Here is a 12,911-nt window from a genome sequence, read left to right on the forward strand (position 1 = left end):
GGATGTTCCCCGTCAAACTGCCGGCACCCCGCCCGCCGAATACGGCGGGCACCCCTCCGAGAGGGGCGGGCCTGGCTTGGGGCGGCCCGGCGCGGCGGCCCGGCGGTGCGGTGAACCTCCTCATAGGATGTTCCCCGCACCGGGCGTGTAGGTCGCCGCAATGATGGTGTTGGTGATGACCGTGTCGGCCTGCACGACGCCCGAGAAGCGCGACATGCCGGCATCCACGGTGACCATGCCGGCCGACACCGCCACCTGGCTGGCGTTGACGGTGACCTTGGCCGACGCGGTGACGGTGATGCCGCTCGTCTCCAGCTTGATGCTGTTGCCGTTGCTGTCCTCCAGCGTCACGGTGCCGGGGCCGTCCTTCAGCGTCAGCTTGCAGCCGCCCGGTGTCTCCAGCTGCAGCCGCTCCTGGCCCTGGCTGTCGTCCAGCGTGATGACGACGCCGTTGCGGCTCTTGATGACCTTGTGGTTGTTCTGCGCGCTGGCCGCCTCGGGCGGCTTGTCCTGGCCGTTCCACAGGCCGCCGACGATGAAGGGCCAGCGCGGGTCGCCGCCCTGGAAGACGATGAGCACCTCGTCGCCCACCTCGGGCATGAACCAGCTGCCGCGGTCATTGCCCGCGAACAGCGTGGTCATGCGCGCCCAGGCCTCGTAGCGCTGGCCGTCGGCGTCGGGCGCCCAGGGCAAGGCGATCTTCGCGCGGCCCTGTGCCTCGGGATCGACGATGTCGACGACCTCGGCGACATGGCAGCCGTACCAGCGGCCGCCCCAGCCCTGCGGGTGGCGGTCGGCATACAGCGCCTCGGCAGGGCTGACGTCGAACAAGCTCATGCCGCCCTCCCGATCCACGGCCGCTCGGCGACGAACTCGGTGCGCAGGCCCTCGGCCATGTCGAAGCGGTGCGTCACCTCGGCCAGCGCGTACTTGCCGCTGAACAGCGGCCCCAGCCCCGTCAGCTCGACGCTGGCGCCGCAGCGCAGCCGCGCGTCGGGCTGCGCCAGGCCGTGGCCCACGACGAAGCGGCGGTTGATCTGCCGCAGCCAGGCCTCGGCCAGTTGCCGCGCCTCGTCGGCCGAGCCCGGGTGCAGGTGGGCCACGGTGTCGGGCCGCGCGCCGATCTTCTGCTGCAGCAGCGCCGCGCCGGCCTCGCCGTCGCCCGTCTCGCTGCTCAGCACGCTGTCGGCGCGGGCGGTTTCCTTGATGGCCTGCTTGTCCGCCACGCTCCAGCCGGCCACGCTGAGTTCGGTGCGCTGCAGCGCCAGGTCGGCCCGCACGTCGAAGCCCATCAGCTTGCCGCCGTAGTCCAGCGACAGCGTCCCGCCACCGCGGCGCCGGCGGGCGGCGAGGTGCAGCGTGCGGCCCTCCAACCACACCTCGGCCTCGCAGCGGCGTGCCTGCTCGCGCAGGAAGGCCAGGTCGCTCTGGTTGACCTGGGCCAGCAGCGGCAGCGTGGGCGACTCGGCGTCGACCTGCGCCGTCAGGCCGTGGTCGCTGGCGATGCGCTGGGCGGCGTCGGCCAGCGAGGCCTGGTCGAAGCTGCGGCTGCGGCGCTTCATGCGCAGGTCCTGCAGCTGGTCTTCCACCTGCACGACGAGCTGCGCCTCACCCGCGCCGGCCTTGGGGAAGCGGGCCTGCAGCGCCATCACGCGGCCGCTGAACAGCAGGTCCGTGCCCAGCTTGATGGCCAGCTGCTTGCCGAACTCCAGGCGGTCCCGGCCGAACAGCGTGTAGCCGGGCGCGTCATCTCGCGTGCCCCAGTTGCCGAAGGCCAGCTGCGCCTGCGCCAGGCCGTCGATGCGCTCGCGGATCTCCAGCGCGGTCAGCGCGGCGGCCAGGTCGGACGCGACCTGGCCGTTGACCTCCACCGTGGGCCGGCCGCTGCTGAGGGGGATGGAGACGTCGGGCATATCAGCGCCTGCTCGGCCGCCCGGAAGGCGCTGACGCCCCCTCGGGGGGCTGAGTGCGCGCACACAGCGTCCAGTGGACGTTGTGTGGCTGACGAAGGACCGGGCCACTGGCCCGGTGCGGCCTGCAAGGCGTCGAACGGAGTGAGCGTGGGGGCTTCATGATTTCTAGTGGGCGAAGGTGCGCAGCTGCAGTTCGCGTGCGGCAGCAGCCATGCGCCGGGCCTGGGCCAGCGTTTCAAGCTCGGGCTCGGCAGCGGGCGCCGCTGCCGGCTGCCCGGCACCGCCCGGTGCGGCGGGCGGCGCCGGTGCGGGGCTGACTTCGAACTCGTGGATTTCGACGGGCATGGCGGCTCCTCAATGCTCAACCGCTGACGATGCGGGGCTTGGTGGCCGACAGGTCGATGAGCTGGCCGGCCGGCATCGCTCGCGGGTTCTCGATGCCGTTGGCCAGCGCCACCGCCTGCCAGCCGCCGCGCTGGAAGGCGGCGCCGGTGCTCAGCCCCAGGCCTGCGCCTACACCCACCGACGCGCCAGCGCCGATGCCGGCGCCCAGGCCTGCCCCCAGCCCAGCACCTCCGCCGGCGCCAGGGCTGGTGCCCGGCCCGGGCTGCGCCGCACCACCACCACCACCACCCGACGCCGGTGCCGCGCCGGCGGCCTTGGCCGCGTCCTGCAGCGCCTGCAGCGACTGCCCGCCGCCGGCCGGCCACAGCGGGCGTGCGCCCGTCACCGTGCCGTCGCCGCTGAAGGCGGGCACGAGGATCTCCTGCTGGATCATGTTCAGCGTGATGCTGGCGCGCAGCGCCTCGCCCTTGGGCGAGAAGAACTCGATGCTCTCCTCCATGCTCTCGACGATGCCGTCGAACAGGAAGTTGCCCCACGAGAAGCGCAGCCCCGGCGGCGTGCGCTGCGAGGTGTCACGCGCGCCCGCCGCGGCCGGTTTGGGCTTGATGAAGTACAGCACCTGCGCCGTGATGCGGCGTACGTCATCGACGATGAAGGGCGCGCTGGTGGCCGCCGCGACGTCGAACCACAGCTGCACCGCCAGCTTGGTGGTGCCGGTGCCGACAAACTGGCGCGCGGCGCTGCCCTGGCTCTGGTTGCCGCCTCGTCCACCGCCACCTCCGCCCGACGCGTTCGGCTGCTCCTTGACCTGGTTGGCGTAGGACAGCTTCAGCGACTCGGGGTTGAACTGCACCGTCAGCGACTTGCCGCCCGGCATCACGTCGCTGAGGTCGTCCTTCAGCTCGATGAGCTTGGCGTGCTGGATTTCGAGTTCAGGCATCGGACTTGTCCTCCCAGCGGAAGGTCTCGTAAGCCACTTGAATTTCCTCGACCGCCACGTTGCCGTCCTTGGCGCTCAGCGTCGGCGCCTTCAGCTTGATGGGCAGGCAGCGGGACAGCACGAAGCGGCCCCATTCGCTCTTGTCCGCGCGCAGCACGCTGATCGTGATGCCGGCGCGCAGCGCGGGGTTGGCCAGGCTGCGGTCGAACCATTTCCAGAGGTCGGTACCGCGCGTGACGCCGCGCTTGAGCGTCAGCTGACCGAACTGCACCGGCCCGGCCAGCCGGTGCACGCGGTTGGGGTTGCCGCCCTCCTTCAGCGTCTTGACCTCCTGGCTGACCTCCAGCCCGTCGCAGTCGGAGAAGGCGGCGTTGGCCAGCGGCTTGCTGTCGCCGTCGGGCAGGATCTCGACGACGAAATTCAGCGCCGGGAAGGGTTGCCATTGCTGCTCCGGCATCAGCGTTCCTCGATGACGAGTTGTTCGCCGCTGCGGCGCAGGTGCAGCGTCAGGAAGCGCAGCGGCCGCGACGGCGCCACCTGGATCAGCAGGCTGCATTCGCCGCGCTCGATCTCACGCGCGGCGTCGGCGCCGGCCGCCGTCTTCAGCAGGTAGGACGACTTGGCGTCCACGCCGCGGAAGGCGCCGCGCTGCATCAGGCGGTGCAGCAGCGCGTCGAAACTGCGCTCCAGGCCGCGGCGCAGCGTCAGGTCGTTGGGCTCGAAGACGAAGCGCTGGCCCTCGCGGCGGCACAGCCGGCGCAGCAGGATGAAGAGGCGGCGCACGCCGAGGGCGCTCCAGTCGGCGTCCGGCGACAGCGTCTGGCTACGCACCGCGGCGATGCCGTCGGCACGCAGCGCCAGCGGGTTCAGCCCCAGCGCTTCCAGCACCTCGGCGCCCTGCACTTCGCCCGACAGCGCCAGCGCGGCCGGCAGCGGGTCGGCCCCCGGCGCACCCCAGGCGCCATGCTGGCGGCTGCGCCGGGCCAGCAGGCCCATCAGCGCGCCACCGGGCGGGTGGCTGCGCAGGCGGTCATCGGCGTCGCGCTGCAGCAGCCAGGGGTGGTGAATGGCCGCGAAGCTGGCGGCGCTGGCCGCCTGCGTGGTGTCCACCAGGGCCGCCTCGCGGCGCAGCTCATCGACATGGGCGGCGATGGCCGGCTGCCCCCAGCGCTGCGGCACGGCCAGCAGCGCGAAGTGCTCGCGCGACGCGGCGCACAGCGCCAGCAGCGCCGTGTTGACGGGCGTTGCGGCGTCCACGGCCGGATCGGCGGGCGTGCCCTGGCGGGTGCGCCAGGCGGTGGCCTGCACGTCCAGTTCCACGGCCTCGCTCCAGCAGCCCGTCAGGCCGGCGCGGTGCGACCGGGCCCGCAGCCACCAGGTGCCGGCCGCCAGGCGCAGCTCGACGTCCTGCGCCGGCGCGGCCTGCACCAGGCGGATCGCATCCGAGAAGTCCGGCTGGCCGGCACGCTGCACCTCCAGCAGCTGCACGGCGCCGTGGTCCTCGCCATCCGCACGCAGGCGCAGGTGGAAGGCCTCGTCGGCGGCCAGCACGGCGGGCAGCGTGACGGTAGCCGGGTTGAACGAGAAGCGCGGTGGCTGCGGTGGCACGGGCGGCGGCGGCGCGCAGTCGTCGAACGTCGTGGGGGGACAGGTGCAGGCCGGGTCGGGCGTCGTCGTGACGAGCACGTCGCGCACCGGCGGCAGGCCGGTGCGCCGCCAGCCGGGGTGGACGGCATCGGGCACCAGCACCCAGCTGGCCTCGTCGGCGCAGGCGTCGTCGCGGCCCAGCGCGCCGTGCAGGCCCTTCAGCCGCCGCGGCTGGCTGCCGAAGAAGCGCACCTCGTCTGCCCAATCCATGAGCGCGCGGCCGCGCAGGCCGGGCGTCCAGGCCGGGTCGACGAAGAGCTGCGGGCCGAATGCATCCAGCCCCATGCGAACAAGCGCATCGCGGCCGTCCGGGCGGGCCGGCGCCCAGTGCGCGAACTCGCCGCCCAGGCCCAGCGGCAGCAGCATCCAGCTGCCGGCCGGCGGGCCGGCGGCCACCCCGGCGAGCGGCCAACCGCCCAGGTCCAGGCCGGCGTCGTAGCGCGCATCAACATCGGGCCGCCACCACGGCAGCTGCGCGGCGCCGGGCGCCAGGCCGCAGCCGTCCAGCGTCTGCGTGGGCTGGCCGGGCTCGCGCAACGCGAGGTCCAGCTGCACCCGCTCGATGAGCCAGCTGGCGGGGGCGATGGGCTCGTCCGGCGCCAGCGGCTCGCGGCCAGGTGGCAGCTCGGGCACCAGCCATTGCTGCGCCATCGACGGTTGCAGCACCGCCGCCGCCGACACGCGCCGCCACGCGACCACGCCCGGGTCGTCGGGCCGCTGCGCGCGCAGCAGGTCGCCGGGCCGCAGCGGGTCGCCCTCGTGCAGCGCCTGGCTGCGCACGCGGGCCGACAGCGCGAGGCGGTCCGCCCAGGTGCCGGGGCTGTCGGCGCGCAGCATCACGTCGGTCAGCTGCCACTGGGCGCCGGCACGGCGCGCCAGCCGCAGGCCCGGCACGGTGAACTGCACCGCGGACGCCGATGCCGCCGCGACACGGATGACGTGGCAGCGCCGGCCACCGCCCGCGAAGAACCCAGCCACGGCCGCCGGCAGGTGGGCCACCAGGCGCTCGGTCGCCTCGTCGCCCGCTCGCACCAGGTCCACCTCGCCGCCGAACACCGCGCCGTAGGCCGTTGCGCTGTCCAGCGCCACGGGCCGGTGCAGCGGCCCGCGCGCCGCGAAGCCGACGAACACCGGCACGTCCATCACCGGCATGCCGTCGCCGCCGGGCGGGGTGTCATCGACGATGCGAACGCCTACGGCCATGCCTCACCTCATGCCATCTCGAGGCGTTCGTAGGACAGCGTCAGCTCTTCCATCGCCACGTCCGTGCCCTTCGCGTTGAAGGGGCCGGACACGTGCTTCATGATGCGGGCGTTGATGAGCCGCCAGGTCTGCACGGTCTGCGTGCGGTCCTCGCTCTTCAACTCGACGGTGACGGTGCGCAGGCCGGAGTTGGCGCCGTTGCGCACGTCGTCCAGCCATTTGTAGAGGTCCAGCGAGCCGATGACGCCGCGCTTCATCGTCACGTCGGTGGCCTTGTTCAGGCCCGCCGTCTTGATGACGTTGTTGAACGCGTAGTTGCCCGGGCGGTACTCGGTGATGGTGACTTCCATGCCGATGCCGCTGATCTCCTGGAAGCCGGCCTGGGGCGTGTTGGTCACCCCGTCGCCGAGGTTGACGTGGAAGTTGAACTGGACGTAGGGGCGATCACGAACGACGGCCATGGTGGTCTCCTAGCTCAGGACTTTTGGTCGGCCGTCCACTGGCCAATGCGGAAGATGACGAACTCGGCGGGCCGCAGCGGCGCCACGCCCACCAGGCACACGAGGCGCCCGTTGTCGAGGTCGTTCTGCGTCATCGTGGAGCGGTCGCAGCGCACGAAGAAGGCCTTTTCGGGCTTGTCGCCCAGCAGCGCGCCGTTGGCCCACTCGTTGACGAGGAAGTCGCGCACCGTGGCGCGCACGTTGGCCCACAGCGCCTCCCCGTTGGGCTCGAACACGGCCCACTGCGTGCCCTTGTCGATGGAGCGCTCCAGGTAGGCGAAGTAGCGCCGCAGGTTGACGTACTTCCACTCGGGATCGGAGCTGATGGTGCGCGCGCCCCAGAGCCGGTTGCCGCGGCCTTCGAAGAATCGGAAGCAGTTGATGCCCTCGGGGTTGAGCACTTCCTGCTGCGCCGTGTTGATGGGCGTCTCGAAGCCGATGGCGCCACGCACCACCTCATTGGCCGGTGCCTTGTAGACGGCGCGTTCGGTGTCGTTGCGGGCGTAGATGCCCGCGACGAAGCCCGACGGCGGCAGGTTCAGCGGCTGGCGGGTGACCGGGTCGAACACCGTCACCCAGGGGTAGTAGAGCGCGGCGTACTTGCTGTCCAGCTTGGCCTTGAGCTTGCGCACGTCGGCGATCTTCTGGCCCTCGTGCGAGTCCAGCACGGCGATGCGGTAGCGCATCTTCTCGGCGTGCGCGATCAGCAGGTTGGTGATGGCCGCCACGTCCTCGGGCCGCGAGCTGGCGCGCCACGTGGAGCCGGGTGCGGCGACGATGGAGATGTCCTCCAGCGACTCGAACTGCTTGAAGCCGGTGGTGTAGTCCTGCGTCGGGTCGGCGCGGCCCTCGTACTCGGTGCGGCCGGGCAGCAGGCCGTCGTTGCCGCCGGCCAGCCAGGCGGTGGCGGTCAGCCCACGCTCGAACTTCTTGCGCAGTGCGGCCAGCTCGGTCTGCGCGGCGTCGTCCCATTCGATCTGCGTGATCTTCAGGTCCAGCCCGGTGCTCAGCGCATCCAGCGCCTTCAGCAGGTCGCTGCCGTTGTCGATGAGGTTGGTGGCCGGCGCGCTGCCGTTGAGCAGCACGATGGGCAGGCCCGCGCTGCCGGGGCCGCTGACACTGAAGAGGTCGAACAGCCCGTCGGGCACGCCGGCGGTCTTGTGCGCCGGCTCCAGCGGCAGGCCGCTCCAGGCGCCCAGCGACTGCCCCTCGGCCGTCAGCACCTCCAGGCTCAGGCCCACGGGGCGGATGGAGTCACCGGTGCCAGGCGTCAGCGTCAGCGCGAAGTCGGCCAGCGAGAACGTCGTCGTGCCGCCCGGCACGCCGGCCGGCGCCACGCCGGCGGTGAAGCTCCACACGCCCGACACACTCTTGCGTGCGACGTACAGCGGCAGGTCGGCGATGGCGCGCACGGCGGCCGGCGGGTTGGGCCCGCCGGCCGGCGCGTTCAGCGCGGCGGCGGCGGTGGAGATCCAGACGACGTCGCCGTCGGCCAGGTTGGCTAGCGTGGGCGTCAGCGTGGGGCCGCCGCCGGGGTCGGGCAAGGCGCCCAGCACGTTGGCGCCCAGCTTCACGGTGAAGCGCACCTGCAGGTTGCCGAAGGCGCCGGGGTAGCGGGCGACGATGCGGAACTGGTCGCTCGTGCCCACGAGCAGCCGGCCGTGGCCGTCGGCATACGGCGCGGCGCCGAAGGTGGCGGCCAGGTCGGTGGGGTAGGCGCCGCTGCGCGGGCGGAACACGCGGCTCACGTACAGCCGCTTGCCGCCCTCCTCGAAGAAGCTGCGCGCGGCCTGCCACAGGTAGTTGGTGGCGGTGGTGCTGCCGTCGTTGCCGAAGCCCAGCAGGTTGCCGTCGCCATGGCGGCGCTCGAACTCCGTCAGGCTGGTGAGGATGTCGGGCTCCTCCGTCACCGGGCCGTAGCGGCAGGGGCCGATGAAGCCCGTCGTCGTGGTGCTGACGCCTTCGATGGACTTCGATCGGAAGGACACCTCCTCGACGAACACACCGGGCGCAAGATATTCGGGCATGACGGTCTCCTTCGTGGGACGGGGCTTAGATCGGCACCAGCCGCAGCTCGCGCTGGGCGGGGGGCAGGCCGAGGGAGGCGAGGATCAGCGGCTCGCCGGTGATGAAGGCTGGGGGCGCGTAGGCCGTTGCGGCGCCCACGTCGGCCAGCGCGCTCACCTCGGGCTGGGCCGCGAAGGCCAGCACGTCGGGCGCGGCCAGCGCGGCGGACGCTGCGGCCAGCGCGCGATCGGCAAACACGCGCAGCTGCGCGGCCGGGCCGGGTGGCGAGCCGGGGCGGTCGGGCCGCGGCCGTGGCAGGTGCAGCGCCAGCCGGCCGTCGGCATCGGTGGCGCCGTCGACAACGCGGCCGTCGCCGGTGAGATAACTCACGCGCGCCCAGGCGGCCGGGGCGCCGTCCAGCTGCCAGGCCAGCAGCCCGTACACGCTGGCCAGCCCGGGCGGCGCGGGCCGGCCCGGCGCGGAAAGGAGGTTCACGCGCAGCAACCGCTGCCCCTGCAGCAGCGTGCCGGCCACGACCTGACCCGCCGGCGCAGCCGGCAGCGGCCAGGGCAGGCTCAGCGGCAGGAAGCGCTGCAGCTCGTCGCTCACAACGACATCCGCCTGCACCGGGGCGGCCGGCGCGGTGCGCCAGCGGTCGGCCAGATCGGGCCAGTGGTGGGCACCGCCGGGCGTGCTGCGCGCCACGCCCAGCAGCCGGCCGTCGCGGCGCTGCACCAGGCGGCAGCGCAGGCCGCCGGTGACGACCTCGCCGTTGGCCGCGTCGACGAACAGCAGGCCGTCGCCGGCCGGCAGCACCAGCTCGTCGCGCGGCGGGGCCAGCAGCGTCGCCACCATCAGGCCAGCCCTCCGGGCGTGCCGACGCCGAAGCGCCGCTCGGTGACCGGCGCGCCGGTGGGCTCGGGCTGGTCGATGTCCAGCAGCACCATGCGGGCCACGTAGGTCATGCCGGCCTGGAAGCCGCTTTTCACGCGGTCCCATAGCGACAGGTAGTCCGCCATCGACAGCGGGTCGGCGATCAGCTCCACCGTCTCCTCGGGCTGGAAGACGGCCGGGCTGCCCTGGGTGTAGCGGTTGATGACCTCGCCGCTGAGCGTGGGCAGCTGGTGCAGGAAGGCGAGCGCCCAGCCCAGCATCTGCGTCTGCTTGTCGGCCGCGCCGGCCACCGGCAGCATCAGGAAGTACAGGTCCACCGGCAGCGAGGGTTTGTACAGCCGCCCGTCGCGTGCGCGCCGCGGCGGCAGGTTGCGCGGCGAGCCGCCGATGCCCACGCGCCACAGCACGAGGTAGAAGCCTTCGGCCGGCGGCGTCTGGCCCTCGGTCAGGCTGCCCAGCGACGCGAGCCGGAAGGCGGGGGACGCGCCGAGCTGCAGGTCCGCCGCCGGGCAGGCCTCGCGCATCAGCGCCAGCACGCTCTCGCCCACGGCGCGGATCGCTGCGTAGTGCGCCATCAAAGGCCTCGCCGGGGCTGGTTCACACCTGTCTCCTGCCCTGATCGACGCCAGGGCGGAGCCATCCTAGGAAGGGGCTTCCGGGGCGGTCATCCTGCGTGTTAGGGACGCGGGCGCGGGCGTCCTCAATCGGGAGAAACCGATGCAGGTGACAGGTCTTTTCCCCTTGACTCGGTGGCGTCAGCGCGGTGGCACGAGCGGCCCGGACTCGGGCGCGAACCACGGGCCCTCGGGCACGACCTGGGGCTGCGCGGGGTCGGCCCGGTAGTGCGGCGACATGATCTGCACGCCGTTCTCGTTGAACACGTCCTGGATGTTCGCGTGCAGCTGGCTCATGGCCTCGGCTCGGCGCTGCGGCGCCGTGCGGCTGGCCTGCGCGCACAGCCGGTATTCCACGTAGAAGTCGCTCAGCGCCGTCTGCACGACGTAGGGCGCGGGCTGCTGCAGCACGCCGGGCGTGCGCTGCGCCGCCTGCATCAGCAGCGCATGCACCTGGCGCCACGGCGTGGCATAGCCGATGGTGACGGCCGTGCTCAGCACGAACTGCCCGTCCTGCGCCAGCCGCGAGAAGTTGCGCACCGGCTGGCCGAACACCACCGCGTTGGGCAGGCTGACCTGCTCGCCCAGCCCGGTATGCAGCTGCGTGGCGAACATGCCCAGCGCCGTCACGGTGCCCTCCACGTCGCCGATGCGCACGTACTCGCCCACGCGCAGCGCCCGCGAGTACATCAGCGACAGCCCGGCCATCAGCTGCCCCACCACGCCGGACGCGCCCAGCGACACCATCAACCCAGCCAGCACCGTGACGCCCTTGAACGCCTCGGTGCTGGCGCCGGGCAGGTAGGGATAGGCCATGGCGAGCGCGAACAGCCACACCACCAGCGCCACAAGCCGCCGCGTGGGCCCGGCCGTGTCGGCGTCCAGGCCCGCGATGCTCAGCTCGCCGCGCTGCACGCGCTCCAGCACGCCCTGCGCCAGCCGCAGCACGCCGCGTGCAGCCAGGAAGATCAGCACCGCCGTCAGCAGCCCCGGCACCGCGCTGAGCGCCGCGCCGCCCAGCGCCAGCAGCTGCGAGACCAGCCAGTCCCCCGCGCGCTCGCCCCAGACCCGCGTGGCCGCGAACTGGCGCAGCACGACGCTGGCCCACACGTCCAGCACCACCAGTGCCACCACCCAGCCCGCCAGCCCGGCCAGGCCGCGCAGCAGTGCGATGGCATGCTCGCCCGACACCTGCCACCACGGCCGCACCGCGCGCGCCTCGCCCGCGCCCAGTTGCCGCACCGCGTGGCGCAGCAGCCGCCGCCGCAGCACCGCCAGCGCCCACAGCAGGCCCAGCGCCAGCCCCGTGGCCAGCAGCGCGAACACCAGGCCCACGGCCCAGGCCCTGGGGTCACGCGCCTCGCGGGCCTCGGCCAGCGCCTGCTTCAGCCGGCGCTCGGCGTCCAGCGCGGCGGCGTCCAGCAGCGAGCCGGCCTGCGTGCCACCCAGGTCGTCCGGCACCAGGTGCAGCACCGTGATGCCGTTCGCCTGCAGCCGCACGGCGGGCACGTCGCCGGGCAGCGCCTGGCGCTCGACGCGGTCCGGCCCGGACGCCGCCAGCGCGGCCGACAGCGCCTCGCGCGCCGCCTCCACGCGCTCGGCCGGCGACTCGCCCTTGAGCGTGGCGCGCAGCGTCACGAGCTTGCGCTGGTTCAGGGTCAGCTCGGCCTCGTCGCCGCGCTCGTCGGCCTGCGCGGGCAGCGCCGCCAGCAAAGCCACGACCAACCACCAGCATCCGCGCAGTCGCATAGGCCCTCCCAGGTCTTGTCGGCCCCGAGCTTAGGGCCTGACGCCCGGCGGCTGCATCACCAGCCCGGCGGAGCGGCGCGACAGGTAGACCTGCAGCGCCATCAGCGCCTCGCCGTCCCACGCCGGCACCTGGGCACGCACGCCGCTGAAGCAGCCGCGCAGGCGGCGCTGCAGGCTGCCGAGTGACTGCCACTCCAGCCGGAAGACCGGGTAGTCGTCGACATGCCCCTGCGGGATCAGGCTGCCGCCCAGCCGCAGCCCGGCGCGCTCGTCGTGGCATTGCGTGCAGGACAGGTTCAGCGCACCGATGCGCGTCGAGTACAGGCGCTGGCCCTGCGCGGCGGCGCGGTCCAGCTCGGGGCCGCGGGGCGGCGCCAGTGGCAGGCCGCGTGACTGCTGCGACACCAGCGCCGTCAGCGCCAGCAGCGGCTCGGCCTCGGGCGCCCACGCGGGCTGCTGCTGGTGGCGCACGCGGCAGCGCTGGATGCGGCCGGGCAGGTCCAGCAGGCCCTCGTCGAACGCCGGGTAGCGCGTGGCGGCGCCGCGCAGCGTCTGCGGCTCGCCGTGGCAGCTGGCGCAGGAACGCGCGCCCTGCCCCCACAGCTCGCGGCCCAGCGCCACCGCCAGCTGGGCGGGGTGCTGCGCGTCGTCGGCCTGCAGCGCACGCAGCGCGGAGCTCATCGTGTCGCGCCCCGAGCGGCGGTCGTCGGCGTGCGCCATGCACGCCACGAGCAGCAGCAGCCAGGCGCGCTTCATGCCAACGTCAGCGGGCGCACCTCGCGGTGCTCGAAGCCCTGGTCGCCGCGCCAGACGAAGCTCAGCTCGCCGGCCTTGGTCGCCTGCATCCAGAACGCGAGGTAGGGGTTGGCCGACACGGCGGCGAACAGGTCCACGCCAACGACGAGTTCGCCGTCCAGCCGGCACTCGAAGCGGCGCACGAGATCGCGCGGCAGGCGCGCGCCGTCGTCGCCGGTGCGGTAGCCGGTCTCCATCGCGTGGGCCACCGTGGCGCGCACCTCGAAGGGCTCGCCGGCCTTGATGGCGGGCGGCAGCGTGATGACGGCGCGGGTCGCCATCAGCGGCCGCCGGGCCGCCCCAA

At 73.2% G+C, this 12,911-nt stretch carries 13 protein-coding genes; all 13 read right to left on the reverse strand.

What is annotated here, in order from left to right; genetic code table 11:
• Positions 1-120: 120 nt before the first annotated feature.
• Entirely contained in the window at positions 121-837 is a 717-nt protein-coding gene (locus ACG04Q_RS24970; RefSeq protein WP_394514498.1) for a phage baseplate assembly protein V, read from the reverse strand.
• The gene (locus ACG04Q_RS24975) at positions 834-1,913 is read right to left on the reverse strand and encodes a phage late control D family protein (RefSeq protein WP_394514501.1); all 1,080 of its coding nucleotides are present in this window, start codon (positions 1,911-1,913) and stop codon (positions 834-836) included. Before ACG04Q_RS24975 ends, ACG04Q_RS24970 begins: the two co-directional genes overlap by 4 nt.
• 165 nt (positions 1,914-2,078) lie before the next feature.
• Positions 2,079-2,258, reverse strand: coding sequence for a hypothetical protein (locus ACG04Q_RS24980; RefSeq protein WP_394514503.1), 180 nt, complete (start codon positions 2,256-2,258; stop codon positions 2,079-2,081).
• Positions 2,259-2,274: 16 nt separating this feature from the next.
• The gene (locus ACG04Q_RS24985; RefSeq protein WP_394514505.1) at positions 2,275-3,198 is read right to left on the reverse strand and encodes a CIS tube protein; all 924 of its coding nucleotides are present in this window, start codon (positions 3,196-3,198) and stop codon (positions 2,275-2,277) included.
• On the reverse strand, positions 3,191-3,655 hold the full coding sequence (locus ACG04Q_RS24990; RefSeq protein ID WP_394514507.1) for a phage tail protein: 465 nt from the start codon (positions 3,653-3,655) through the stop codon (positions 3,191-3,193). The genes ACG04Q_RS24985 and ACG04Q_RS24990 overlap by 8 nt, the downstream gene beginning before the upstream one ends.
• Positions 3,655-6,048, reverse strand: coding sequence for a hypothetical protein (locus ACG04Q_RS24995; protein ID WP_394514509.1), 2,394 nt, complete (start codon positions 6,046-6,048; stop codon positions 3,655-3,657). The genes ACG04Q_RS24990 and ACG04Q_RS24995 overlap by 1 nt, the downstream gene beginning before the upstream one ends.
• 8 nt (positions 6,049-6,056) lie before the next feature.
• Positions 6,057-6,509, reverse strand: coding sequence for a phage tail protein (locus tag ACG04Q_RS25000; protein WP_394514511.1), 453 nt, complete (start codon positions 6,507-6,509; stop codon positions 6,057-6,059).
• Between the two features lie 14 nt (positions 6,510-6,523).
• Complete coding sequence (locus ACG04Q_RS25005) at positions 6,524-8,575, reverse strand: phage tail sheath family protein (RefSeq protein ID WP_394514513.1); 2,052 nt, start codon at positions 8,573-8,575, stop codon at positions 6,524-6,526.
• A 25-nt stretch (positions 8,576-8,600) separates the two neighbouring features.
• Positions 8,601-9,410, reverse strand: coding sequence for a hypothetical protein (locus tag ACG04Q_RS25010; RefSeq protein WP_394514515.1), 810 nt, complete (start codon positions 9,408-9,410; stop codon positions 8,601-8,603).
• A complete protein-coding gene (locus ACG04Q_RS25015; RefSeq protein WP_394514517.1) occupies positions 9,410-10,024 on the reverse strand; it encodes a Pvc16 family protein in 615 nt (204 codons plus the stop codon). The genes ACG04Q_RS25010 and ACG04Q_RS25015 overlap by 1 nt, the downstream gene beginning before the upstream one ends.
• Before the next feature lie 180 nt (positions 10,025-10,204).
• Positions 10,205-11,782: a mechanosensitive ion channel family protein gene (locus ACG04Q_RS25020; RefSeq protein WP_394514519.1), complete on the reverse strand. Its 1,578-nt coding sequence runs from the start codon at positions 11,780-11,782 to the stop codon at positions 10,205-10,207.
• Positions 11,783-11,842: 60 nt separating this feature from the next.
• A complete protein-coding gene (gene soxA, locus ACG04Q_RS25025) occupies positions 11,843-12,568 on the reverse strand; it encodes a sulfur oxidation c-type cytochrome SoxA (protein WP_394514521.1) in 726 nt (241 codons plus the stop codon).
• A complete protein-coding gene (locus tag ACG04Q_RS25030) occupies positions 12,565-12,888 on the reverse strand; it encodes a thiosulfate oxidation carrier complex protein SoxZ (protein ID WP_394514523.1) in 324 nt (107 codons plus the stop codon). Before ACG04Q_RS25030 ends, soxA begins: the two co-directional genes overlap by 4 nt.
• Positions 12,889-12,911 lie beyond the last annotated feature (23 nt).

Origin of the sequence: Pelomonas lactea, assembly GCF_043555885.1 — a bacterium.
Taxonomy (GTDB): domain Bacteria; phylum Pseudomonadota; class Gammaproteobacteria; order Burkholderiales; family Burkholderiaceae_C; genus Pelomonas; species Pelomonas lactea.

Bases quoted from the DNA above. Each gene is read 5' to 3' on its own strand.
- ACG04Q_RS24970 (WP_394514498.1), bottom strand. From the start codon at position 837: ATGAGCTTGTTCGACGTCAGCCCTGCCGAGGCGCTGTATGCCGACCGC.
- ACG04Q_RS24975 (WP_394514501.1), bottom strand. From the start codon at position 1,913: ATGCCCGACGTCTCCATCCCCCTCAGCAGCGGCCGGCCCACGGTGGAG.
- ACG04Q_RS24980 (WP_394514503.1), bottom strand. From the start codon at position 2,258: ATGCCCGTCGAAATCCACGAGTTCGAAGTCAGCCCCGCACCGGCGCCG.
- ACG04Q_RS24985 (WP_394514505.1), bottom strand. From the start codon at position 3,198: ATGCCTGAACTCGAAATCCAGCACGCCAAGCTCATCGAGCTGAAGGAC.
- ACG04Q_RS24990 (WP_394514507.1), bottom strand. From the start codon at position 3,655: ATGCCGGAGCAGCAATGGCAACCCTTCCCGGCGCTGAATTTCGTCGTC.
- ACG04Q_RS24995 (WP_394514509.1), bottom strand. From the start codon at position 6,048: ATGGCCGTAGGCGTTCGCATCGTCGATGACACCCCGCCCGGCGGCGAC.
- ACG04Q_RS25000 (WP_394514511.1), bottom strand. From the start codon at position 6,509: ATGGCCGTCGTTCGTGATCGCCCCTACGTCCAGTTCAACTTCCACGTC.
- ACG04Q_RS25005 (WP_394514513.1), bottom strand. From the start codon at position 8,575: ATGCCCGAATATCTTGCGCCCGGTGTGTTCGTCGAGGAGGTGTCCTTC.
- ACG04Q_RS25010 (WP_394514515.1), bottom strand. From the start codon at position 9,410: ATGGTGGCGACGCTGCTGGCCCCGCCGCGCGACGAGCTGGTGCTGCCG.
- ACG04Q_RS25015 (WP_394514517.1), bottom strand. From the start codon at position 10,024: ATGGCGCACTACGCAGCGATCCGCGCCGTGGGCGAGAGCGTGCTGGCG.
- soxA (WP_394514521.1), bottom strand. From the start codon at position 12,568: ATGAAGCGCGCCTGGCTGCTGCTGCTCGTGGCGTGCATGGCGCACGCC.
- ACG04Q_RS25030 (WP_394514523.1), bottom strand. From the start codon at position 12,888: ATGGCGACCCGCGCCGTCATCACGCTGCCGCCCGCCATCAAGGCCGGC.